At 38.9% G+C, this 24482-nt stretch carries 26 protein-coding genes and 1 other RNA gene; 20 read left to right on the top strand and 7 right to left on the bottom strand.

Translation table 11 applies throughout. The features are described 5' to 3' along the window. Window positions 1–30: 30 nt before the first annotated feature. The 4 genes from IGK01_RS08640 (at window position 31) to IGK01_RS08625 (ending at window position 2599) form a co-directional block, all read left to right on the top strand. Window positions 31–669 (top strand): nitroreductase family protein, encoded by a 639-nt coding sequence (locus IGK01_RS08640; RefSeq protein ID WP_010735080.1) that lies wholly within the window; start codon window positions 31–33, stop codon window positions 667–669. Window positions 670–690: 21 nt separating this feature from the next. Further along, the gene (locus IGK01_RS08635; protein ID WP_023519920.1) at window positions 691–978 is read left to right on the top strand and encodes a putative quinol monooxygenase; all 288 of its coding nucleotides are present in this window, start codon (window positions 691–693) and stop codon (window positions 976–978) included. A 227-nt stretch (window positions 979–1205) separates the two neighbouring features. Next, window positions 1206–1573: a transfer-messenger RNA gene (gene ssrA, locus IGK01_RS08630) on the top strand. Between the two features lie 297 nt (window positions 1574–1870). Further along, complete coding sequence (locus IGK01_RS08625) at window positions 1871–2599, top strand: response regulator transcription factor (RefSeq protein WP_438840662.1); 729 nt, start codon at window positions 1871–1873, stop codon at window positions 2597–2599. On the opposite strand, the gene citG is transcribed toward IGK01_RS08625, so the two are convergent. From citG to IGK01_RS08610, 3 genes are all read right to left on the bottom strand, one after another. Further along, window positions 2554–3450: a triphosphoribosyl-dephospho-CoA synthase CitG gene (citG, locus tag IGK01_RS08620; RefSeq protein ID WP_153829725.1), complete on the bottom strand. Its 897-nt coding sequence runs from the start codon at window positions 3448–3450 to the stop codon at window positions 2554–2556. The two genes, IGK01_RS08625 and citG, sit on opposite strands and share 46 nt — an antisense overlap. Further along, window positions 3443–4138 carry a GntR family transcriptional regulator gene (locus IGK01_RS08615; protein ID WP_010735084.1) on the bottom strand — a complete coding sequence of 232 codons (696 nt, stop codon included), beginning with the start codon at window positions 4136–4138 and terminating at the stop codon, window positions 3443–3445. The genes citG and IGK01_RS08615 overlap by 8 nt, the downstream gene beginning before the upstream one ends. 244 nt (window positions 4139–4382) lie before the next feature. Beyond that, window positions 4383–5729, bottom strand: a complete 1347-nt coding sequence (locus IGK01_RS08610; protein ID WP_244062862.1) for a CitMHS family transporter — start codon at window positions 5727–5729, stop codon at window positions 4383–4385. A gap of 399 nt (window positions 5730–6128) precedes the next feature. Here IGK01_RS08610 and IGK01_RS08605 point away from each other — a divergent pair, with 399 nt between their 5' ends. From IGK01_RS08605 to IGK01_RS08560, 10 genes are all read left to right on the top strand, one after another. Further along, complete coding sequence (locus IGK01_RS08605) at window positions 6129–6449, top strand: hypothetical protein (protein WP_023519914.1); 321 nt, start codon at window positions 6129–6131, stop codon at window positions 6447–6449. A 19-nt stretch (window positions 6450–6468) separates the two neighbouring features. Further along, window positions 6469–6864 (top strand): acetyl-CoA carboxylase biotin carboxyl carrier protein subunit, encoded by a 396-nt coding sequence (locus IGK01_RS08600; RefSeq protein ID WP_023519913.1) that lies wholly within the window; start codon window positions 6469–6471, stop codon window positions 6862–6864. Window positions 6865–6936: 72 nt separating this feature from the next. Then, on the top strand, window positions 6937–8052 hold the full coding sequence (locus IGK01_RS08595) for a sodium ion-translocating decarboxylase subunit beta (protein WP_195513555.1): 1116 nt from the start codon (window positions 6937–6939) through the stop codon (window positions 8050–8052). A 15-nt stretch (window positions 8053–8067) separates the two neighbouring features. Beyond that, a complete protein-coding gene (locus tag IGK01_RS08590) occupies window positions 8068–8193 on the top strand; it encodes an OadG-related small transporter subunit (protein ID WP_010735089.1) in 126 nt (41 codons plus the stop codon). Window positions 8194–8209: 16 nt separating this feature from the next. Then, the gene (gene citC / locus IGK01_RS08585) at window positions 8210–9220 is read left to right on the top strand and encodes a [citrate (pro-3S)-lyase] ligase (protein ID WP_438735105.1); all 1011 of its coding nucleotides are present in this window, start codon (window positions 8210–8212) and stop codon (window positions 9218–9220) included. Further along, window positions 9217–9525 (top strand): citrate lyase acyl carrier protein, encoded by a 309-nt coding sequence (gene citD, locus IGK01_RS08580; RefSeq protein WP_010735091.1) that lies wholly within the window; start codon window positions 9217–9219, stop codon window positions 9523–9525. The genes citC and citD overlap by 4 nt, the downstream gene beginning before the upstream one ends. Further along, window positions 9513–10400, top strand: coding sequence for a citrate (pro-3S)-lyase subunit beta (citE, locus tag IGK01_RS08575; protein WP_244062864.1), 888 nt, complete (start codon window positions 9513–9515; stop codon window positions 10398–10400). Before citD ends, citE begins: the two co-directional genes overlap by 13 nt. A gap of 2 nt (window positions 10401–10402) precedes the next feature. Beyond that, a complete protein-coding gene (gene citF, locus IGK01_RS08570) occupies window positions 10403–11935 on the top strand; it encodes a citrate lyase subunit alpha (protein WP_438840661.1) in 1533 nt (510 codons plus the stop codon). Next, the gene (gene citX, locus IGK01_RS08565) at window positions 11928–12467 is read left to right on the top strand and encodes a citrate lyase holo-[acyl-carrier protein] synthase (protein WP_438840660.1); all 540 of its coding nucleotides are present in this window, start codon (window positions 11928–11930) and stop codon (window positions 12465–12467) included. Before citF ends, citX begins: the two co-directional genes overlap by 8 nt. Further along, window positions 12468–13862: an oxaloacetate decarboxylase subunit alpha gene (locus IGK01_RS08560; protein ID WP_438840659.1), complete on the top strand. Its 1395-nt coding sequence runs from the start codon at window positions 12468–12470 to the stop codon at window positions 13860–13862. 293 nt (window positions 13863–14155) lie between these two features. On the opposite strand, the gene IGK01_RS08555 is transcribed toward IGK01_RS08560, so the two are convergent. Next, entirely contained in the window at window positions 14156–14929 is a 774-nt protein-coding gene (locus IGK01_RS08555; protein ID WP_010735096.1) for a Cof-type HAD-IIB family hydrolase, read from the bottom strand. Between the two features lie 142 nt (window positions 14930–15071). Here IGK01_RS08555 and IGK01_RS08550 point away from each other — a divergent pair, with 142 nt between their 5' ends. The 3 genes from IGK01_RS08550 to IGK01_RS08540 are packed head-to-tail and all read left to right on the top strand — an operon-like array spanning window position 15072 to window position 17561. After that, window positions 15072–15422 carry an SdpI family protein gene (locus tag IGK01_RS08550; protein ID WP_010735097.1) on the top strand — a complete coding sequence of 117 codons (351 nt, stop codon included), beginning with the start codon at window positions 15072–15074 and terminating at the stop codon, window positions 15420–15422. Continuing rightward, entirely contained in the window at window positions 15403–16119 is a 717-nt protein-coding gene (locus tag IGK01_RS08545) for a response regulator transcription factor (protein ID WP_010735098.1), read from the top strand. Before IGK01_RS08550 ends, IGK01_RS08545 begins: the two co-directional genes overlap by 20 nt. Then, the gene (locus tag IGK01_RS08540) at window positions 16119–17561 is read left to right on the top strand and encodes a sensor histidine kinase (protein WP_019722958.1); all 1443 of its coding nucleotides are present in this window, start codon (window positions 16119–16121) and stop codon (window positions 17559–17561) included. The genes IGK01_RS08545 and IGK01_RS08540 overlap by 1 nt, the downstream gene beginning before the upstream one ends. 77 nt (window positions 17562–17638) lie before the next feature. Here the strand turns inward: IGK01_RS08540 and IGK01_RS08535 are convergent, their stop codons facing one another. From IGK01_RS08535 to IGK01_RS08525, 3 genes are all read right to left on the bottom strand, one after another. Beyond that, complete coding sequence (locus tag IGK01_RS08535) at window positions 17639–18151, bottom strand: hypothetical protein (protein WP_010735100.1); 513 nt, start codon at window positions 18149–18151, stop codon at window positions 17639–17641. After that, window positions 18138–18866 carry a hypothetical protein gene (locus IGK01_RS08530; RefSeq protein WP_019722957.1) on the bottom strand — a complete coding sequence of 243 codons (729 nt, stop codon included), beginning with the start codon at window positions 18864–18866 and terminating at the stop codon, window positions 18138–18140. The genes IGK01_RS08535 and IGK01_RS08530 overlap by 14 nt, the downstream gene beginning before the upstream one ends. A 485-nt stretch (window positions 18867–19351) precedes the next feature. Next, the gene (locus IGK01_RS08525) at window positions 19352–21550 is read right to left on the bottom strand and encodes an LTA synthase family protein (protein ID WP_404852096.1); all 2199 of its coding nucleotides are present in this window, start codon (window positions 21548–21550) and stop codon (window positions 19352–19354) included. Window positions 21551–21935: 385 nt separating this feature from the next. Between IGK01_RS08525 and IGK01_RS08520 the strand changes: the two genes are divergently transcribed. The 3 genes from IGK01_RS08520 to ybaK are packed head-to-tail and all read left to right on the top strand — an operon-like array spanning window position 21936 to window position 24383. Further along, window positions 21936–23105, top strand: coding sequence for a class I SAM-dependent rRNA methyltransferase (locus IGK01_RS08520; protein ID WP_065095976.1), 1170 nt, complete (start codon window positions 21936–21938; stop codon window positions 23103–23105). A 16-nt stretch (window positions 23106–23121) separates the two neighbouring features. After that, window positions 23122–23877 (top strand): type I 3-dehydroquinate dehydratase, encoded by a 756-nt coding sequence (gene aroD / locus IGK01_RS08515; protein ID WP_023519905.1) that lies wholly within the window; start codon window positions 23122–23124, stop codon window positions 23875–23877. A 20-nt stretch (window positions 23878–23897) separates the two neighbouring features. Continuing rightward, window positions 23898–24383 (top strand): Cys-tRNA(Pro) deacylase, encoded by a 486-nt coding sequence (gene ybaK / locus IGK01_RS08510; RefSeq protein WP_224434865.1) that lies wholly within the window; start codon window positions 23898–23900, stop codon window positions 24381–24383. The last annotated feature ends 99 nt before the right edge of the window (window positions 24384–24482 follow it).

Below are 24482 nucleotides of genomic sequence, written 5' to 3'. Positions count from 1 at the left end.
AATCAAAACGAAGAAAGAAGCGGTTAAGTAATGAATAAAACTCTAGCAAACAATGATTTTTCTGATATCGTCTTTGGCAGAAAATCAATCCGTGTGTACGATGAAAATGTGAAAATCCCTCATGAAGAAATGTTGGAAATGATCCAAGAAGCAACAACAGCACCATCTTCTGTGAATCTACAACCTTGGCGCTTTGTAGTAGTTGAAAGCGAAGAAGCAAAAGCGAAATTGAAACCATTGATCCGTTTCAACACAAAACAAAATGATACATCATCTGCCATGGTCTTGATTTTTGGTGATATGAATTGCTATGAATACGGAGAAGAAATCTATGATCAAGCTGTGGAAGAAGGCAAAATGCCAGCAGAAGTTCGTGACGAACAACTAGCAGCGATCATTCCTTATTACAAAAATTTCACACGTGAACAAATGAATGACGTAGTGAAGATCGATTCAAGCTTAGCAGCTATGCAATTTATGTTAACTGCACGTAGCCATGGATATGATACAAATCCAATCGGCGGATTTGAAGCAGACCAATTAGCCGAAGCTTTCGATTTGGACAAAGAACGTTATGTCCCTGTAATGATCTTGTCAGTTGGTAAAGCAGTCGATCAAGGCTACGAATCTGTTCGTTTAGCTTCAGAAAAAATCACTTCTTTCAAATAGAAAGAAAAAGGAGACGGACGAATGATCATCATCAATGCAAAATTTACCATCAAAGAAGCAAAACGCGCTGAATTTTTAGAAGAAGCGACACAATTGATCGAAGCGACTAGAAAAGAAGATGGCTGCTTGAGTTATCAATTGTATGAGTCAACGGAACAAGTAAATGTCTTTGTGATGGTTGAAAACTGGCGTGACGAACAAGCAATCGAAGGACATAACCAAAGTCCATTGTTGCAACAATTGTTCAAAAATATGCCTGAATATGCAGAAAAAGAAACAGAATTGAATGTCGCGAAAACACTTGCTTAAAAGGATTCGTTGAGACGTTCTTTTGCGATCGAAGCAGCTAAAGTAGAAAGAACGTTCACTTTAAGAGGGAGCAAGAAAAGTCTGATGTCTATTCATCCCTAAGACCTTTCTTGCTTTGCTCAAGAAGTGAAGCATCTACTCGAAAAGCAAACAATCATATTGAAAAAAAACTACATATATGGTATATTATGTAAGTATCTTGAAAATACCGTAACCCATTTTATTAAGGGGACGTTACGGATTCGACAGGCACAGTTCGAGCTTGAATTGCGTTTCGTAGGTTACGTCTACGCTAAAACGTTACAGTTAAATATAACTGCTAAAAACGAAAACAACTCTTACGCTTTAGCTGCCTAAAAACAGTTAGCGTAGATCCTCTCGGCATCGCCCATGTGCTCGAGTAAGGGTCCTAACTTTAGTGGGATACGTTTCAACTTTCCGTCTGTAAGTTGAAAAAGAGAACATCAGACTAGCGATACAGAATGCCTGTCACTCGGCAAGCTGTAAAGCGAACCTCTAAATGAGTTGACTATGAACGTAGATTTTTAAGTGGCGATGTGTTTGGACGCGGGTTCGACTCCCGCCGTCTCCATTCGGAGAAATCACACGATTTAGCTGAACGCTAGAATCCTTTTTATGAAGGATTTTAGCGTTTTTAGTTTTCAGTTGTTCTTGCTTTTATGAAAATTTATCTAGGTCAAAATCCAGGTCAAAAATGTTTTTATATTGTATTTTCTTTTTTGAAGTCGGAAAATCACCGTTTCTTTGCGTATAATAGAGCTGGAGGATGAATTGTGATATTATGATCAATTACTTTTTTTACTTGAATAAGCAAAATACAGGTCATAGTGTATTTTTTAACCTATGGATGCTCTAGGCAGGAGGAAAGAAAATGAGAAATGAGAAGATATTGGCGATCGATGAAGATCTAACATTTAGAAGAATGATTTGGAAGGCCTTACAACCAGCTGGTGTATTGATCTATCAAAGTGATTCCGTCGAAAAAACACTGGATATCATGTCTAGAGTGACTTTTGATCTATATCTCTTAGATATTCGTTTAGCCCATCAAACAGATGGCTACCATATTGTTCAACTCATCCGAGAGCAAGACAGTCTTTCTCCCATCGTTTTTTTTACCGAACAACAAAATGAGATTGAAATTATCACTGGATTGGAGATGGGAGCAGATTATTACATCACTAAACCATTCAATCCGACACTGCTAAAGGCGCAAGTTCTCGCTATTTTGGACAGACACAAGGTACTTAAAGAACAAACGACAAAGTGCAAAAAAAATAAAATCAGTATAGGTGATTTTTGCTTTGACAAAGCGCTTTATCGTTTATATAAAAAAGGCAAATCCATTGAGTTGTCTTCAAAAAAAATCAAGCTGATGCAATTCTTTATAGAAAATCCCGAACAGGTTTTTTCAAAGGAACAAATTTATCAAAGTGTTTGGAATGACAGTGAGCTGGATGCCAATACCATTATGGTTTTTATCAATCACTTACGAAACAAAATCGAAGATGATCCAAAAAATGTCCAGTACCTCAGAACGGTTAGAGGACTTGGTTATATTTTCTTACCCTCTGGTAAAGAAAGTAATCCTTCTAATTGAGCGAAAAAAATACCTAATGAAAGTAAATCTGCTGCACCACCAGGACTTAGATTGCGTTTGGTCAATCGTTGATCATAGATCGTTAATTCATCAAGTAGCTGCTTCCGTGGAAGCTTTGCTTGATGAATTTTTTTTGTCTCTTGTTGTACTTTTTGCCACTCCTGAATACCGCCTCGGTGAAGTATATTCCCGTCTTCGATTTCGCTCATCAATAAAACCAAGGCACGTAGAAAGACTTCATCGGGCGCATGATAGTTTGCTGAACGTAAGTAGGGAAGAAGAATGGAAGCAAGACTGGGATAACACTGAGCAGCTTCGCCACGAATACCTGAAATACCATGCACCAAAAAAAGCTCTTCCCCATGTGTACGCTGTGTCTTCCGCGCTAAATCATGAAAATCCTCTTTGATCAAATCATGGGTCAGTTCTCCGGTAAGCTTTAAAATTTGCTCCGTCTGTTTGGCGTTTAATGGAAGTCTTTGGATAAAGCACTGTTGCATGTGCCAACCGATCGCGCCCAAGATGACAGCAAACGAAAAATTCGCTCCTTTATGTGTGTTGATGTCATTTGTTGCGTCAAGCATTGCTTGCTCTGCTTGATATCCAGTCTGCCTTAGCTGTTCAAATAATGATTTCGTGTTTCCTTTATGGGTAAGACCTAATGCGATATATTTTTGAAAAAAAGGTGTTAAGGTTTGGATACTTATTTGAAAAGTCTGAAAATCCATATCTGTATGCGCACCATTTGAAATAGGATCGACTAATCCTGGTTTTGGACTTAATGCTACTTCGTAAAACAAAGCATGCTGTGCAGCCTGTGCGATCGTACCGATCAGTTTGTAGTCAGTCAATTTTTCTACGCTCCATTTCAGCTAAAATAAATTGTAATGAACGATCTAAATGCTCGTGGGTGATCAAAGTGATTTGTTCTGCATTTTTTGTTTGCATCCCGCGATAGATCAGCCAATGTTCTTCAAGGGCTTTATCCCTGCGTCTGGATGAACGAATGGCGATATCGCGAAAATAAACGAGGTAAGCTTGTAACTCTAAGACAATGGATTTTAAACGGAGCATTTGGCTTTTTTCATAGATGAACGTATTGAAGTCCGAAAAATTTTGCAAGACTTTTTCTGTTTGATCTGCTTGATTATAGCTTTCGCCTCGTAATAATAGTTCTTTCAGCTCAATGAAATCTTCTTTTGTCATCTGATTCATTGCTTTGATCGTGGCAAGTGTATCTAAAGATTTACGGATATCATAGATTTCGTAAGCGTCTTTTATGCGGATACCTTTGACGACGATGCCGATTTTGGGTACGTGTTCAACCAATTTTTCATTGACTAATTGTTTCATTGCTAAGCGAATAGGTGTACGGCTGATATTCAATTCTTCGGCTAAGACTTTTTCGTTGATCCGCGTATTGGCAGGGATATCGCCAAGAATGATCGTTTTACGAAACGCTTCATAAATAAGCACATTCAATGTCTTATTTTGTGTGAGGTCCAAATTTTTACGTAATGCTTCAACAACCTTGTTCATTTCTTCTCCCCATTTCTACTTTTGCTATAAAAAACTAAGTCAATGAATAAGTCTATCATGCTTTATCCTTCGCCTCATGAGAAATGACTAAAATGTGAGTGACTTTTATTTTACAAATCGGAATAAAGTGTCCGTCTGGAAATCTCTGAGAAATTGTTCCGTAACATCGAAAAAGAGAGGATCAATTGTTTTCTACTATTACGGAGCACTTCTCAGAGTGGACATCTACTTTAGACGGTTGTTTTTATTGGGAAATATAAAATGGCATATAGCCAAAAAGAATAATTGTGACGACAAAAATAGTAAAAATACCCAAGGCATATTTTCCAGCTTCTCGTTGCCATTTCCCCATATCCAATCCGGTCAAACGTAACAAAAGATAGATAAAAGCGACTAAAGGACTGAGCAAATGGAAGGCTTGACCCATCAAAGAGGCGAGAGCCATTTGCATATTCGTAAAGCCATAGGTATGTCCGGCTTCTGCTAAAACGGGTAATACACCGAAATAAAAACCGTCATTTGAAATAAAGAAAGTACCGGGCGCTGAAATCAACGCAATGACTAATCCCCAGAATCCTGCTAGTTGTTTTGGAATGAGATAAGTAAAGCTATTCGCGAGTGCTTCAGCCATACCGGAACCTTGGAAAAGCCCCATGAAAACTCCTGCTGCAAAAACTAAAATCACGACTTGCACTGCATCGCCACCATTTGCACCAATACGGGCGGATTGATCTTTTAGATTAGGGTAATTGACCATTAAGGCAATGCATGTTCCTATTAAAAATAATAAAAGAGGTGGTAAGGCAATCGAAGAGATAAACGAGCTTGCAACCAACCAGGCAATCAACACGATCGTGAGTATCCCATTGAATACAAAATTTTTAGGACAGCGCATTTTGACTGTTTCAGGATCGGTGATTTTAGTGATTTCTTCAATTTCCTCATTTGATAATTGGGTAATACCTAAACGGTCACGTTCTTGTTTTCCCATCCGGCGTGCAACGAAAAAAATGACATAAAGCAAAGACAAGATCATTCCAGGAGCTAGGTAAGACAAGATATCCGCATCGACTTCCAATACTGCCATCGCTCGAGCGGTCGGTCCACCCCAAGGTAATAGATTCATGATGGTATTTTGAAGAATGATCAATACCCCTAAGTTCATCATTTTCATGTTTAATTTTTTATAGATAGGAATAAAAGCGGAACAGCAAATCAACGTAGTCGTTGTCCCATCGCCATTCAGCGAAACGGTTGCGGCAACGATCGCAGTTGCCATTAAAACTTTCATCGGATCGCCTTTGGCAAAATAAATCATTTTTTTAGTGATTGGATCAAATAGACCAGCGTCTAACATGATTGAAAAATATAAAATGGCAAATAATAGCATGATTCCTGTATTTGAAGTTGTTTTGATGCCTTCTAATACAAAATCGCCAATATTTCCTTTCTTTGAAGCACCAGAAATCATTGCAATTAAGGTAAATAAAAGTGGAATAACCACAAGGGAAGTAAAAGGGGACATTTTCTTTTTCATGATGACATACATGAAGATAATGATCATTGCATAAGATAAAACGGTTAGTAACATACGCTTCTCCTTTTCTGATTGCATTGTTTGTAAGCGGTATCAAAATTAGATGGGTAGAAAATTATTCTTAGGACAGAAAGAGTTGTGTGTTTCTAAAATTGACGCCTCCTTGACGACTTTAGGATAAGCAATATTTTAAAGGGAAGATAGATGAAGTAAGAAAAAAGAACATGAAAAAAACAATTTGGTCTACCTAATCTTATCGAATGCTTAATAGTACCTTAACAGAACATTAATTCATTGGAAAAAGCTTTTATATCAATGTTTGTATTGCTTTTTTTGCCTGATTCAAGAAAAAGAAACAACAAAAAAACAATCTTATATCAGTTTGAAAAACATAATTGGTTGAATCATCCTATAATAAAAATAAGGACAGAAAAGAAGAAAGGAGCAAGAAGTATGTGGCTGTTTACAAAACGAAGAAAGAAGCAACAACCAGCAGTGAAGCCCAATCCCACAATAGTAGAAAGAGACAATGAAAAGCCAGAAAAAATGAAACCGGTTCCTGCATATATTGATGCTGCGCCAGCTGATATTCAGCTTGTCAGCGTGGTAGCTGCAAGTTTAGCAGCAGAATATGATCCGGAGAGTCGATTCATTATCAAAAAAATCAAGCAGAGAAATCCGGAAGCAATTTTGGTTTCACTGATTGCTACAGGTGTAGCAGCGGGAGTCAATCCAAATAGTCAGTTTATTATACGAAAAATAGCCAAAAAATAAATGTTTTGGAGGAGAAAAAATGTTGCGGAAATTCAAAATCTCAATTGACGGAAAAGAATATTTAGTGGAAATGGAAGAAATCGGTGGAAGTCCGCAAACGAATCCAGTTCCAACACCAGAACGATCTACACCAGTTGAAGCGGTCATACCATCAGAGGTCTCAACAACTGTACCAGAAACGAAATCCTCAGTCGGAGCGGGAGCGGATGCGATGACTTCGCCGATGCCAGGCACGATTTCTCGTTTATTAGTTACAGTTGGGGAGGTAGTGGAAATCAATCAACCTTTGATGATTTTAGAAGCGATGAAAATGGAAAATGAAATCGTTGCTGGAAAAGCTGGTCAAGTGACTGGAATCCATATCAGTCAAGGAGAAATGGTGAATCCTGGTGATCCACTTATCACGATTAGTTAAATGTTCGCTTTGAGAGTAGAGTCATTTTGGTGACTCTTGGTATTCAGTATTAAGTAAAAGGAAGTGACATCTGTGGAAACACTTATTGAAGGAGTTATTGGCATGGGGCAAGAGCCGGGACGCATCGTGATGATGGTGATTGGCGGAGTCCTCATGTACCTTGGGATAAAAAAAGAATATGAACCAACGTTACTCGTACCGATGGGGTTAGGTACGATCTTAGTTAATTTCCCTAATTCAGGTGTGCTGAGTGCCGGTGGTGAGGCCGGCGCGTTCCAAATTTTGTTTGATATGGGGATTACGACGGAGCTATTTCCGCTCTTATTATTCATTGGTATTGGTGCAATGATCGATTTCGGTCCCTTGTTACAAAATCCATTTTTATTACTTTTTGGAGCCGCCGCACAATTTGGGATTTTCTTTACGATCATCGTAGCGATCCTATTAGGTTTTGATTTGAATGATGCAGCTTCTATTGGCATCATCGGAGCAGCGGATGGACCAACTTCCATTTTTGTCGCGAACACGTTGAATTCGAAATATATGGGTGCCATCATGGTGGCTGCCTATTCGTATATGGCCCTCGTGCCAATCATTCAGCCAGTTGCGATCAAAGCTGTGACGACTAAAAAAGAGCGACGTATTCGAATGAATTATCGTGCAGGGGAAGTGTCGCAAACAGCAAAAATCCTTTTTCCTTTAGTTATTTCAGTCGTCGCTGGTTTGATTGCGCCTGTCTCTCTGCCACTTGTTGGGTTTTTGATGTTTGGAAATTTGTTACGAGAATGTGGGGTATTGGATCGTTTGTCGATCACTGCTCAGAATGAGTTAGTCAATCTCATCAGCATATTATTAGGGATCGCCATTTCGGTCAAAATGCAGTATGAAGAATTTTTACAGATCGATACGTTGATGGTTATCGGTCTAGGGCTGGTTGCTTTCATTATGGACTCGATCGGTGGAGTATTGTTTGCTAAATTGTTAAATTTATTCCGAAAAAAGAAAATCAATCCAATGATCGGAGCAGCAGGAATCTCTGCTTTTCCAATGTCTAGTCGCGTCATTCAGAAAATGGCAACAGAAGAAGACCCACAGAACTTTATTTTGATGCACGCAGCTGGAGCCAATGTATCTGGTCAGATTGCTTCAGTGATTGCCGGCGGCTTATTGCTCGCCTTATTGGTATAAGAAAGGAGAAAAACGATGTCAGCAGAGTTAATTAAATCTCTTGAACTACTAGTTTTAGGATGGGGTGGCGTATTCGTTGTTATCTTGATCATTTATCTTGCCTCGATGCTATTGAGTCGCTTGTTTCCAGTAAGAAAATAAAAAGAAGGTCTTGTACATGTATACAATCAAAAGATTATGGTTGGAAAAGGACGCTCAAGTCTATCAACAATGGCTGAAGCTGATCGAAAAATCCGGTCTCACATTGAATGAAAAGGTTGACTATACCGTTGGGATCTATCAAGAAGAGCAGCTGATTGCCACCGGTTCTTATGAGCGTAATATTTTAAAATATTTGGCTGTTGCGAAAGATTTCCAATCAGAAAATTTGTTGACGAAGCTCGTTCAGCAATTAATTGATCATTTATCCGAAGAAAACAAAAGGCATTTCTTTGTCTACACAGATCCTAGTAATCACTCCATTTTTCATGCTATGGGATTTAAAGAGATCATTGCCACTGAAACCATATTGTTTATGGAACAAGGTACACCTGACTTTCAAGATTATCTTGACATGTTGAAGGCAAAAAAGAAAAAAGGTACAGGCTGTGGGATTGTGATGAATGCCAATCCTTTTACAAAAGGACATCAGTACTTGGTGGAGTGCGCAGCCAAACAAGCAGACCAAGTCTACCTTTTTATCCTTTCAGAAGATTGTTCAGAATTTTCCTTTTCTGAACGGTTCGAAATGGTCAAGCAAGGGGTCGCGCATGTAAAAAATGTCACGATTTTGCCGACTGAAGATTATCTGATTTCTTCCGCCACATTTCCTGCCTATTTTTTAAAGGAACATGCTACAGAAGAAGCGGCAAAAGCGCAAGGTACTTTGGATGCGCTACTTTTTAAAGAAAAAATCGCACCGATACTTAAAATTGAAAATCGGTTTGTCGGTGAAGAACCCTACTCTAAGATAACTGAAATCTATAATGAAACGTTGAAAAAGGTATTTGGAGAATCGCTTTCTTTGATCGTCCTACCACGCAAACGTATCAAAAGAGTAGCAATCAGTGCAACAAAAGTCCGAAAAGCCTTACAAGAAGATGACTTGCAGACATTACAAGCGTATTTGCCTGCTTCGACTTATAACTATATCAAAAATCATAAACGTAATAGAGGTGACAGGAAGTGAAAATTTATCAAAGTGCAGTGGCTGGAACAATTGAATCCAGTGATATCATGATCACGATCGATCCAAAGATAGAAAAAGGCATTGAACTTTCCTTGACAAGCAATGTCGAAAAACAATTTGGTCACCAAATCAGAAAAGTCATTATGGACACCCTTCAACAGTTAGGCATTGAAGCCGCCAAAGTAACAGCTGTCGATAAAGGTGCGCTTGATTGCACGATCCAGGCAAGGACGATTACAGCAGTCCATCGAGCTGGAAAGCAAGAGCGCTATGATTGGAAGGAGATCAATTCATGGAATGTTTAAGGAGAACGATGATGTTTGTCCCTGGTGCAAATGCAGCGATGCTGAGAGATGCGCCATTATACGGTGCAGATTCACTCATGTTTGATTTGGAAGACGCCGTATCCTTAAAAGAAAAAGATTCGGCACGCTTGCTCGTTCATATGGCATTAAAAACATTTCACTATAGCAAAGTAGAAACGGTCGTTCGAATCAACGCATTGACGGCTGGGGGTGACCAAGACATTGAGGCAATGGTATTAGCAGGGATCGATGTCATTCGCTTGCCAAAAACAGAAACCGCACAAGACATCATCGAGGTTGATCAGGTCATCACTTCAGTGGAAGAAACCTATCAAATCCCAATGGGAACCACAAAAATGATGGCAGCGATCGAATCTGCAGAAGGGGTATTGAATGCAAGAGAAATCGCTAAAGCTTCCAAACGGTTAGTTGGCATCGCGTTAGGTGCCGAAGATTATGTGACCAATATGAAAACCCAACGATACCCAGATGGGCAAGAATTGTCTTTTGCCCGAAATATGATCCTTCATTCAGCCAGAGCTGCTGGTATTGCAGCAATCGATACTGTCTATTCAGATGTTGAAAATCTTGAGGGATTTCAAACAGAAGTTCGTCTGATCAAGCAACTAGGCTTTGATGGGAAATCAGTGATCAACCCACGTCAGATTCCATTAGTCCATGCTATTTATGAACCAACAGAAAAAGAGATCCAAGCAGCGAAAGAAGTGATCTGGGGTATCCAAGAAGCGGAAGCAAAAGGTTCAGGCGTGATTTCTGTGAATGGCAAGATGGTGGACAAACCAATCGTCGAGCGAGCAGAAAGAGTGATTGCTCTTGCAAAAGCAGCGAAGTTGATCAGAGAGGAGGAGATCTAGAAATGGTTGTAAATAAAGTTGGCAAAGAGATTCCACAAACAGCAACAGTTGCTCATCGTCTGTACGAAGGTGAGTTGGACCATATTGAACCATACAAGGAAGCCAGTAGAAACATCCATCCTGTCCGATCAAATGAGAAAAAAATAGTGGGAAGTCTCAAAGAAGCCATTGAAAAAACAGGGCTGAAAGATGGAATGACGATTTCTTTTCATCATCATTTCCGTGAAGGAGACTTTGTACTTAATAAGGTCATGGAAGAGATTGCCTCGTTACGAATCAAAGATATCACGATCGCACCAAGTTCAATCGCAAATGTCCATGAACCTTTGATTGATCATATAAAAAATGGCGTTGTGACAGGAATTACCACAAGCGGTTTGCGGGATAAAGTAGGTGCAGCGATTTCGCAAGGAATCATGGAAAAACCAGTAATCATTCGTTCCCATGGTGGACGAGCGCGAGCAATTGCATCCGGTGATCTGCATATTGATGTCGCTTTTTTAGGGGCGACGAGTTCAGATGAATATGGAAATGCCAATGGAACCACTGGAAAGGCCATTTGCGGATCACTAGGTTATGCCATGGTCGATGCAAAATATGCGGATCAAGTGGTCATCCTCACAGATACATTAGTTTCTTTTCCTAATATCCCAATCAGTATTGCACAGACGGATGTCGATTATGTTGTAGAAGTGGAAGCGATAGGTGATCCCGAAGGCATTGCCAAAGGTGCGACACGCTTTACTAAAAATCCTAAAGAACTTTTGATCGCAGAGTATGCAGCAAAAGTTATCACTCATTCGCCTTATTATCAACAGGGATTCTCCTTTCAAACTGGCACAGGTGGTGCGGCACTGGCAGTTACCCGTTTTTTACGCGAAGCAATGTTGAAAGACCAAATGACTGCTAGTTTTTTTTTAGGTGGAATTACAAATGCGATGGTGGAATTACTGGAGGAAGGTTTAGTAGAAAAGATTATTGATGTCCAGGATTTCGATCATTTATCTGCGATTTCTTTAGGTGAAAACAACCAACATTATGAAATAGATGCAAGTATGTATGCTTCTCCAGCAAGTAAAGGTGCTATGGTAAATCAGCTAGATACAGCCATTGTGTCTGCGCTAGAAATCGATACGGCTTACAATGTCAATGTCATGACTGGTTCAGATGGAGTGATTCGTGGAGCTGTTGGTGGGCATCCAGATACAAGCATGGGTTGTAAAATGAGCCTGGTGATCACGCCACTCGTTCGTGGACGGATACCCACTGTTGTTGATCATGTCAATACGGTTGTGACTCCCGGAACTAGCATTGATGTCTTAGTTACGGAAGTAGGTATCGCCATCAATCCTGAACGTCAAGATCTGATCGAGTATTTTAAGGGTGTAGATATACCGCAATATACGATTGACGAGCTTAAACAAAAAGCATATGCCATCGTTGGCGAGCCTTCAGCCATCCAGTATGGCGAAAAAATCGTTGCCTTGGTGGAATATCGCGATGGCACATTGATCGACGTGGTCAAAAATGTGTAGCAAATTATTCAATGGACCAATTGTGACGCATGAAGAGATCCTTATCGCAAGAGAGGCCCGTGCTAAAAGACAAAGAAAATTATTGGTAGCAAATCCACAACATGTGTTGCTTTCAGCAACTACGAATATACCAGGTCCTGTCAAAACGTCAGAGGAAATCGCACAAGTCTTTCATATAATGGTCGAAGCTATAGAAGAATGTGTTTCAGAAGTCACTCCATTGGTCCAGTTGTACCGTAAGAAAAAAACAGGTTACGAGTATTTTTTGCTTCTTCCTTTAAGAAAAGAGCTACTAAAAAAGCGCATGATCGAACTCGAAGAAACATGCCCCTATGGTCGATTAGTTGATCTTGATGTACTTTTTTGGGAAGAAGGAAAGATGCAGCAGTTGAGTCGCGAGATGCTGGGATATAACCAACGGACATGTTACGTGTGTAACGAAGTAGCCAAAGTTTGTAGTCGCGAACAGAAACATTCCCTTCAAATGATACGCACACATATCCAGCAACTTGTTGAGAAAGGAAGGAAGTAAATGGCAAAAAAAATCCAAATGATGGAAACCGTTTTGCGTGATGGGCAACAAAGCTTGATTGCCACAAGAATGAGTACAGTAGACATGTTGCCAATCCTGAAAACAATGGATCAAGCAGGCTACCATTCATTAGAGATGTGGGGTGGCGCTACCTTTGATGCGTGCTTACGTTTCTTAAATGAAGATCCATGGGAGCGTTTGCGTATGATTCGTTCACAAGTCAAACAAACAAAGCTACAAATGTTGCTTCGAGGACAAAACCTCCTTGGGTACAAAAATTACGCAGATGATGTAGTCAAAGAATTTGTCGAGAAATCGATCAAGAATGGCATTGATAGTATTCGTGTGTTTGACGCATTGAATGATGTCCGAAATTTACAGACTGCTATTGTGACAGCTAAAGAAGCTGGTGGTCATTGCCAAACAGCTATTTCTTATACGACGAGTGAGATCCATACGATCGATTATTTTGTAAGGTTAGCAAAAGAAATGGCGGATACTGGAGCAGATTCGTTATGTATCAAAGATATGGCGGGCGTATTGACCCCGCAAACGGGTTACAAATTGATCAGTCGAATCAAAGATGCTGTTCCATTACCATTAGAAGTCCATACCCATGCAACAAGTGGGATCGCTGAAATGACCTATTTAAAAGCAGTTGAAGCAGGGGCGGACATCATCGATACGGCTATCTCTTCTTTTGCGGGTGGAACGAGTCAGCCTGCAACTGAATCAATGGCTTTGGTGCTTGAAGAAATGGGCTATGAGACAGGGCTAGATATGAAAAAAGTAACAAAAATAGCAGAATACTTCAATCCGATCAGAGATCGTTTTCGCGAAGAAGGGATGTTAAATCCTAAAGTCAAGGACATTGAACCTAAAACATTGATTTATCAAGTGCCTGGCGGTATGTTATCTAATTTATTAAGTCAGTTGACGGAACAAGGATTACAAGAGAGATATGAAGAAGTATTAGCAGAAGTGCCAAAAGTTCGAGCAGATCTTGGCTTTCCGCCACTCGTTACTCCGTTGTCCCAAATGGTAGGAACGCAAGCGCTGATGAATGTACTTTCTGGTGAGCGATATAAACTCGTCCCAACTGAAATCAAAGAATATGTTCGAGGGTTGTACGGCCGTCCTCCAGCACCAATCGCTGAAGCCATCCAACAAACAATCATTGGTGATGAACAAGTGATCCAGGAACGACCCGCAGATTTACTAGCACCTCAATTGTCGCTACTCAAAAAAGAAATCAGTGAGTATGCAAAATCACCAGAAGATCTTTTAAGCTATGCCTTGTTCCCTCAACAAGCCAAAGATTTCTTAGGGCGTCTCGAAGACCGCTTCTATGACGTACCACTGCAAACGGTTGAAGTGATGATCGACATGGACTGATGTCAAAACAAGGATTCGGTTTTTAGCCGCAGTTGAGAGATAGTAAAATAAAGGTGGATATATGTCATTTTAGAGATGTTGAGTAGATAAAATTCCCTACTCATGGACTTAGGGGCGATGTCTGAATCCTCAGTCTTGGGCGAGATTAACAATAAAAAAGGAACTGCTTGAACAGTCCCTTTGGAAAGCGCCGCTAAAAAAGGCGCCAAAAATTTCATTCGGTATAGTAGAAATAGTCGTCCTCTGTTAAAGTGACGGCTATTTTGTTTTGTCATGTTTAAGCAGTTCCACAATCAAATCAATTCAAAATGCTTCAATGCGTGAACGATCCCGCCTTCGGTATTTTTCTTCGTAATGAAGGTTGCAAGTTCTTTTAACTCATCATAGGCATTGCCCATTGCGATTTTGTGATCGCAAGCTTCGAGTAAGGCAAAATCGTTCGGTCCGTCACCAAAACCAAAAGTCGGAACATTTTCCAATTGTAACGTTTCTTTTAAGTGTTTGACGCCTGCACCTTTTGAAATACCCTTTCTGACCGTATCAATCGAATAAGGACTATTGCGGTAAAAAGTCATGTCTGGGAAACGTTCATGATAATATTCATCACCTGATTCGGAAAGAATCAGCAACATATTGATCGGATGATCCTGAAAAGCGGAAGGATCGATTGGTGGCACATCTGAATGGATAAAGCCATAAGCTTTTCTCATGGTCTCTGTGTGATGAGTACTCCAAATGTTCTCTCTATTATAAAAACAAAGGGCATGACCTTGCTCTTCGATATGGTCACGCATTTTTTGACATTCTTCTTTAGAAAAGCGTACAGAATAAATTTCTTCTCCCTCTACGCTAATGCAAGAACCATTCATTGTTACAGCGGAAGTAATACCCGCATCACGCATGATTTGTTTGATTTCCATTTCTGTCCGTCCAGTAGCGATAACAGGTAGGATATCATTCTCTTTTAATACTTGGATTGCTGCGGCGATCTCAGGAGTTATTTTAGAATGTCCATCTAATAAAGTTCCATCGAGATCGAAAAATGTGATTGCTTGATAGTTTGTCACAAATAAAACTCCTTTTTCATTTGACTATCTTTATCTTATCAAAGAATGAACAAAAGACAAACGTTTCGTGAAGAATTACTGAACTTATTGGTTCAGCAACCATTTTAGAGTATACTATAGACAGAGATTGGAGAGTGAAATCATGATTTTTTTAACAGTTGGTCTTTTTTTGACCTTGATAGGGCTCTTATTTTTAATTTTGCCTTCTAAAGGTAATTTACCTTTCTATGGTTATCATTCAGAACGTGCCACAAGATCCGACGAACATTGGCGGATTGCCCAACGAACAAGCGGAAAATATTTCTTGATTTTCGGATTATTGATGACCTTGATCGGCTACGGATTAAAAATCACAGGACATACCAATTTTTTTATTATTGAAATGTTGGTCTTAGTGTTTCCGATCATGCCGATTTTTATATTAACAGAAAAAAAATTACAAACTTACGATTTGATAAATGGAGGAGACGAGCATGAACATTTTAATGATTGAAGATAATCAATCCGTATCTGAAATGATGCAGATGTTTTTTTTGAATGAAGGATGGGAAGCAACCTTCAAATACGACGGAAAAGAAGGATTAGATGCGTTTTTAGAGAATCCGCAACATTGGGATATGGTCACGTTGGATCTTAATCTTCCGACAATGGATGGCATGATGGTTGGACGAGAAATCCGAAAAGTTTCTAGTACAGTACCAATCATCATGTTGACCGCCCGAGATTCTGAAAGTGATCAAGTGATCGGTTTAGAGATGGGAGCTGATGACTATGTCACTAAACCTTTTAGTCCCTTGACATTGATTGCACGTATGAAGGCATTACACCGTCGTAGCGAATTGGTAGAAACAAAAGAAGAAAATCCATTATCTGATCAAAATTTTGACATCCAAACCGATCACTTCAAGATGAATACGAAAACGCGTGAAGCCTACTTGAATAACCAACCGATCGATGGATTGACACCAAAAGAATTTGATCTTTTATTTACATTAGCAAAAAAACCAAGACAAGTGTTTTCAAGAGAACAGTTATTGGAACTCGTTTGGGATTATCAATATTTTGGTGATGAACGAACCGTCGACGCCCATATCAAAAAATTGCGTCAAAAAATCGAGAAAGTAGGCCCACAAGTGATCCAGACCGTTTGGGGAGTAGGCTATAAATTTGATGATTCAGGTGTTGCCTGATGCGCTATTTATACCAACAATTACTGGCATTTTGTGGGATGATCGCGATGATCATCTTGATCGTCGGTATTTCTTTTACGCAATTGACCAAGCAGACCATCGAAGAAAATAATTACCAACAACTTTTTGGTTATGCCGAGTCGGTGGAGAAAACGACCCAAACCTTTGCGGATACGTTTCCTCAATTCAATCAAGATCAAGCATTCCAAAATGCGTTGGAACTGACTGAACAAGTATTAACTGAACAAAATGTCAATTTTATCTTTATTGATAAATATGAGCGAGTGATTTATCCAACTGCTGGGGTTTACTTGAATTTTACGATTACAGCAGATCAATGGGAAAGTTTGAGAAGCGGTCGCCAAGTCAAGTTTACTTCAAATAAAAATATCTCAGGAGAGAATCAAGCCACATCCTATGCTTTGGTTCCTTTCAACTTGAATCATGAGTTTTATGGGGGATTAGTTGTAAGCCAACCAGCCAGAAACATCGACAATAGCGTGCGATCAGTCACCTTGAATCTCTTCAAAGGCTTCATCTTCTCAAGTATCATTGCAATCATCGCAAGCTATGCCTTTGCGGCTTTCCAAGTCAAACGGATCAATCGTTTGAGAAATGCTACAAAAGAAGTCACGAATGGCAACTTCGATGTGCAATTACCTGTAAATGACAAAGATGAATTTGATGAATTAGCAGATGATTTCAATAAGATGACCAACTCACTGAAAGAATCACGAGCAGAAATCGAGGAACAAGAGAATCGGCGCAGACAATTCATGGCAGATGCTTCCCATGAAATGCGGACCCCTTTAACAACCATCAATGGCTTGTTAGAAGGTTTAGAGTATAATGCCATCCCAGAAAACCAACGGGAAAATGCCATTAAATTAATGAAAAATGAAACTGAACGTTTGATTCGTCTAGTCAATGAGAATCTAGATTATGAAAAAATCAGAACGAATCAAATCAGTATGGTCATCAAAAAATTTGATGGGACAGAAACGTTAAAAAACATTGTTGCTCAATTGGAAGCAAAAGCAGAAGCTGCGGGTAATCAATTGATTTTAGAAGCACCTGAACAATTAGACGTATACGCTGATTATGATCGGTTTGTACAGATCATGGTCAACATTATTCAAAATGCGATCCAATTCACTGAAAATGGAACGATCACAGTCACATTAGAAAAAGGTTATCTTGAAACGATCATCAAAGTGACCGATACTGGTATTGGTATGTCAGAACAACAAATGAAAAGCATATGGGATCGCTATTACAAAGTTGATCCATCTAGAAAAAATACAAAATATGGCGAATCCGGCTTAGGGTTACCGATCGTTCAACAATTAGTTCGATTGCATAAAGGAAAACTCGACGTAACAAGTGAGTTAGGAAAAGGAACGACATTTACTGTAAAATTACCAGATGTTGAAATCGAATGATAACTAAATCAAAAACCGTTAAAACAAGGCTTCTATCTTGTTTTAACGGTTTTTTTATGAAGATCAACAAGCACAAGTCAACTCGCTTCTTTACAATCAGTGACATATGGGCTTTCGGCAATCGAAAGATCATGAGTCAACAATAAGATCGAAAAAGAATGATCGTTGACTAAATCGCAAAGATTTGTCAAAAGATCTTGAATCTCGATAATCGACAAATCATCGATAGGGTCTTCGATGATCAGTTTATTTTTATCGGCGAGGATCGCATGCATCAGTTGCAATTTGATTCTTTCATACGTGCTCAATTCACTTACTGATTTTTTGAGCAACGAGGAATCTATCATTAGCTTATCTTGCGCTTGTTCCTGTTTGGCTTTTTTTTGTTTTTCGGGGATGTCCAAAAATACTTGTTCTTTTAAATTAAGATAAGGGAAGAACGGCCAATTTTTTTGAACGATCATCAGATCAGTTCGTTCTGAAGCAAGGAGTTGTGCTTTGATCTCTGTGAAAATCACCTGTTGTTCGGCTTTCGAACCGATCAGAACAGTAAAACCGCTAAATGATATCAGTGAATCATGTTGGTTCATCAATGATCAGCTTCTTTCTTTTTAAAAGTCGATTTGAAATCATGAAAAGACAGGTACTAAGTAATGTGCTAATACTAACTAAACAAATGATCGTCTGTCCGATCCCTTTTAAGGTATCTACTAAAAAGTTATCGCTAAAAAAATCGATCATGAAAAAACTATTTTGATCAATCGAGATCGATAAACCATTTCCAGAAGAAAAGACACTTGGTAAATTCGGTAGTTCGAAGAAATCTAACAGAGCCAAATTGATTTTTTGGAGTAAAGCTTGATAGCCATTTTGGAAAGCAAAAACGATCAAAAGAACGCCAAGACAACTCAGAACTAATGGAATCAAGGATTGCCAAAAAACAAAGAAGAACATTTTTGGTTTGGAAAGACCCGCTAATCGCCAATTGATGATTTCCATACGATGACGATAGAGTGAGAGTAAAAAGAAAAAAAAGAAACACAAGGCAAACAGTGCCAGTATACAACTGATCACAACCAGATAGGCTTGTTGAAGCGTTTCTGATGAAGGCAAGTTTTCTTTGACATCAGAAGCATCAAATATCAACACCCGATCTTGGATTTGTTTGTGTAAAGTGGTTTGTAGATTATATAAGTTAAAGCTGATCAATAATAGAAAAGCAGAAAAGCTTGAAAACAAAGTATATAGAAATGTTTGTTTTTTGTAATAAAGTAATCGTGCGGTAGAATAACGGATCATATTCATACTTTTCACCTCAAGAATAGTATAAAAAATGAATATGAATAAAGTATGAAAATCATTTAGTGAAAAACCGAAATAAAGGAAGGCTGACCAAGTAGGACAAGCAATGGGAACCTGGAGGCGTATAAAAAACTTCTTTAGTGACGCTATTCTTTTGGTCCTACTATGAGATCCAGTGCAAAAACTAATAGGAAAATGTATTAATTTCAAGATTTATGAACGAGCGATGAGTCCCCAAGAATCAAATGATTTGTCTGGGATCTTAATGGTTTCAGACTTAGAGTATGTATGAGGGGACAGAGATGCATCGAATATGTTTAGTAGCATCTCTTTGCACTTTCAATCGTGCGGGTAAAAAAAATCACTGAGTAGAAATAAGCAAATCTATTTATATCGCTAGTTATTAGATCAAAAAAAGCACCCGAAGAAAGGATTTCCTCGAGTGCTGTTCGTTGAGTGATAACATTAGCTACTTATTCTCACGTTGTTCATTCGTTGTTTTCTACTGCATCTTCACTATCCGTAGGTTCCTCGGTAGGAATACCATGGATATCTTGGAAAGTTTTTGTTTCGTAAAGATTTTGTGTCGTTTGATTGTTGTTCTCACTGAAGACGCTTGTTGATTTGTCACCAAGTGAACGCTCGGCATCATTTAGATGTTGCAAGCCATTTTTGTAATCAAACTTAGAAGTATCAAGTGGTTCTAAACCACTTTCTGTATAAAATCGAAGTAGATCGCCATTGTTGATCTGGTCTGAAACGGCGAGTTGCTTGCTGACTGCTTCACGTAAGGCAGTAACTTCTGCTTGTTGTTCTTCAGTCATATCGGATAGGACTTCACCTGTTTGGGTATCGTAGACAGATCCACCATAATAGGTATATTTAGGTGAAACGAAGTCACCATCACGGAAAGCGACTAACTGGTTATTATCAGGTGAGAAAAGATCTTGTCCTAATTGGATATAATTTTTTGAATCAACACCTAACAAATGAAGCAATGTCGGTAAAGCATCTACTTGGCCACCGTACGTATGATTGATTCCACCTTTTGTTTGTCCGGGGATATGGATCATATATGGCACGCGTTGCATCGCTGCATTGTCAAAATTTGTCCATGTCGAACTTGTTTTACCAACTAATTCAGCTAAAGATTTGTTTCTTGTATTAGAGATCCCGTAGTGGTCACCATATAAGACGATGACTGAGTTTTCATACAAGCCACTTGCTTTTAAATAGTTGAAGAATTCTTCTACCGCTGTGTCTAAATAGTTAGCTGTCGCAAAGTAACCATTGATTGTTTCATCGTTCGTATTAGCTACTGGGAATCCAGCTTCCTCATTCGTGAATTTTGAATAAGGGAAGTGATTCGATACAGCAATGAATTTTGAGTAGAAGGGTTGTTGCATACGTTCTAAATATTGGACGGATTGTTCAAAGAATGGTTTATCATGTAAACCGTATTGGAATGAGTTATCGTCATTCACGTCATAGTATGAAGCATCAAAGAAGTAATCATATCCAAAACTCTTATAAGTTTCGTTACGGTTCCAGAATGTACCAGCATTCCCATGGAATGCTGCACTGGTATAGCCTTTTGTTTGTTTTAAAATATTTGGTGCTGCTTGGAAAGTATTCTTACCACCAAGTTGAGTGAATAGCGATCCTTGGTTCAAACCGAATAATGAATTTTCCATCAATGTCTCTGCATCACTTGTTTTTCCAGCTTTTACTTGATGGAAGAAATTGTCAAAACTAAATGTTTCATTACTGTGGAATAAACTATTCAAGAAAGGTGTTACTTCATGTTCTACGCCATTTTCGTCTTTCAGTTTATAATCGATCACAAACTGTTGTAAGCTTTCTAAATGGATATAGATAACATTCTTACCCTCAGCTAATCCATAGAGATCTTGGTTTGGTTGCGCATAATGTTCTTTGACGTAAGTTGCTACTTCTTTCATATCATTTGGACTTGCTTCAGCTCGTACTTGGTTCGTTTGGTAAGTTTGGATACCGTCGTATACCATGAACGCGTTCAGTCCAAGATATTTAACTAGATAATCACGAGAGAATGTACGTGTCAATAACTCTGGGCGATCTGCTTCAGCTAAAAATAGATTTCCAGAGAAGATCATCACTGCTAATGTAGTAAAAGCAAACGCCATTCGAGCGCGTACAGGACGTGGGTCCATTTTGATTTTTTTCGTTGCTAAAAGTGCAATGATCAAAATGATATCGATCCAATAAAGGACATCATAAGGACGGAATAACCGTAAGGCACTTTCGCCTAAACCACTTGCGACTTTTCCGGCGCCTAGGATCGCGTTGATCGTAATAAAATCAGTGAACTCACGATAATAGATGATGTTAGAAAATAAGAGCAAGGTCAACAAGAAATAGATGACTAGCATCGTGATATACGCTGCTTTCGTTCGTCTAACATATAAGGCAATCCCTAAAAGAAGGATAGTCGTTGCGATCGGGTTGATGAACAAGATAAAATATTGGATGCCACTCTCGATCCCTAAATGGAAATCAAATAGATAAGTAGCAATCGTTTTGACCCATAACAAAACTGCTAGTAAAGAAAAAAATCCGAGCCTTTTATTTAAAAAAGCGGGTGTTTTTATTTTCAAATTAATCTTCCTTTCTGCACTCTTACATAAAAAAAGAGTGACATGAAACATACTCACGACTCACATACTCCTAACCATTTTACTAGTAGACCAAAATAGTGTCAATTGAAAGTACAAATCAAGCTTGATAGATTAAGATTTTCTTTAAGATCGCTAAGTTTTGTACAAAAATCTACACATGAATAGGGAGGACAAAAGTGCGCAGCACTGAGAAATCATCATGGAAAATCGGAAATCATTCTTCAAATTGTCGTTTTTCAAATTTTTTTCTGAAGGAGCTACTTTCGGAACACTGTGCATTTCGTTTTAGTGGGAGATAAGGAGTTTTTATTTTAGCTCTTTTCTAAGGGAAACTACCTATAAGACAAGGAATCTCTAAGACAAGAAGCGTGTTTTTTGTTATACTAAAAGGGAGAATGAAAAAGCAGGTGAGCCAATGAAACTAACAATAAAAAAAAGAGCAGTCAAAAAATTTTTAAAAGGCTATCCATTGATCCAAGAAGAAGATCTAGTCCAAATGAAAAAAACGACGGAATGGGTAGAGTTAATTGATCAGCAAGGAAAATTTTTAGGAAAAGGCTATTTAGGAAAACAAAACAAAGGGATTGGTTGGGTACTCAGTCAAAAGGATGAACCATTTGATCAATCATTTTTTGAACTAAAATTTCTGACAGCTAAAGAAAAAAGGACAAGCTATTTTAATGATGAGCAGACAACAGCTTTTCGTTTGTTCAATGGAGAAGGGGATGGGATCGGTGGTTTGATCATTGACTACTACGATAGCTTTGCTGTCTTTTCTTGGTACAATGAAACCTTATATTTGGCTCGTGAAGTTTTATTAAAAGCTTTTCAAGCTGCTTATCCTGAAATTGTCGGAATCTACGAAAAAATCCGCTTTGAAACAACACGATTACCGGAGAGCCAGCATGTGACTGGAGAAGAGGCCAAAGAACCACTACTTGTCCAAGAAAATGGAGTGACTTATGCCACTTATTTGAATGAAGGTCTGATGACAGGAATTTTCCTTGATCAAAAAGAAGTCAGAGGGGCATTGATCGATGGCTTAGCTTTAGGGAAATCAGTACTGAATATGTTTAGCTATACCGGTGCTTTTTCTGTAGCTGCTGCTATGGGTGGGGCAACAGAAACGACAAGTGTCGATCTAGCAAAACGAAGTTTGAAAAAAACTCGTGAACAATTTGAGGTCAACGGGTTGACACCGGATGCCCATAAAATCATCGTCATGGATGTTTTTGAATACTTTAAATATGCCCAACGTAAAGGTTTCTCTTATGATGTAATCGTTTTGGACCCTCCAAGTTTTGCTCGGAACAAGAAAAAAGTCTTTCGTGTAGCCAAAAATTATGGTGAATTAGTGAAAGATAGCTTGTCGATCTTAGCCGATGAAGGAATCCTGATTGCCTCAACAAATGCAGCCAATGTGTCGATTGATCAATTTCAAGCAATGATCGAAGATGAACTAATCTCTGCAGAGTATGAATACCAAATCAGCGGTGTTTATCGTTTGCCTGATGATTTTCAAACCATTGATTCTTTCCCAGAAGGAAATTATTTAAAGGTATTTGTTTATGAAATAAAAAAATAGAGAGGGCGTGAAGTAAATGTTTCAAGTAAAAGGAGTAAGATTTGGTACTGGACGTCCAAAAGTCTGTGCGCCCTTGACTGGTACAACTCGCGAAGAACTTCTGAGAGAAGCAATCCTGGCGAGGGAAGCCGGTGCTGATTTGGCTGAATGGCGTCTTGATTGTTATCAGGATGTCTTCAACAAAGAACAACTAAAGGAAACGTTAGTACTGATCTATGAAATGTTAGAAAGACTTCCATTGCTTTTGACTTTTCGAACCTTAGAAGAAGGTGGAACGCAAGATATTTCAATCAAAGACTATCACGATCTGTATAAATTTTTGATCGACACAGAATTAGTGGAAATGCTAGATATTGAGTTGTTCAAAATCGAAAGTATGGAAAAGGATCTGCTCCATGATATCCACCGCCGCCAGATCCCACTGGTCATCAGTAGTCACGATTTTAAAGAAACACCAGCAGATCCGGTCTTGCTGTATCGTTTGAATATGATGGAACATTTTGGTGCAAGTATCGGCAAAATTGCTGTGATGCCAAATAATGAACGTGATGTTTTACGGATGATGGAATTGACTCGTCGTGCACATGCGTTTGTGTCAATGCCTCTAATCACTATGTCAATGGGTGAGCTTGGCATGGTCTCTCGACTTGCAGGCAACGTGACAGGTTCAGCCATCACTTTCGGTGCGTTAGATGCGACACGAGCTTCTGCACCTGGCCAATTACCAGTTAAAGAATTAAAACAAATCATTAGTTTACTCAATGAAAATTAAGCTAGACGAAGGTGAAGATTTTGGCAAAGAAGAAACCAGTAAAAACGAATGCTATACGTATGGTAGAACAAAAAAAGATTGCTTATACAGAACATGAATATGCTTGGGATGAAGCACATATCAGTGCCTCATCCGTTGCTGCTCAGTTGCCAGGAAGTGAATCACGAATTTTTAAAACATTAGTAGCAGTGGGGAATAACATAGGTCCGATCGTTGCCGTTATCCCTGGAAGCACTGAACTTGATTTAAAAAAACTAGCAAAAGTCTCCGGCAATAAAAAAGTAGAAATGCTCCATCTCAAGGACTTGGAAAAAACGACCGGATATATTCGAGGTGGCTGTTCACCAATTGGTATGAAAAAATTATTCCCAACATTTATTGAAGAACAGGCAAAAGAATATGACCAGATCATTATTTCTGCTGGAAAGCGCGGATTGCAAATGGAACTTGCTCCAGAAGCAATCGCTGAGTTGACCAATGCAACATTTGTCGATATCAAAATTTAAAAACCACAAACAAAAAGCAAAACAAATGCTGAAAGATCGATCCATGAAAGGCGAACGACACGCGTTGCCTTTCATGGATGTTTCATTCAAGCAATGTTT

The sequence above is a fragment of the Enterococcus sp. AZ080 genome (assembly GCF_051714945.1).
Classification (GTDB): domain Bacteria; phylum Bacillota; class Bacilli; order Lactobacillales; family Enterococcaceae; genus Enterococcus_B; species Enterococcus_B pernyi.
This window is presented reverse-complemented; position numbering and strand designations above follow the sequence as displayed.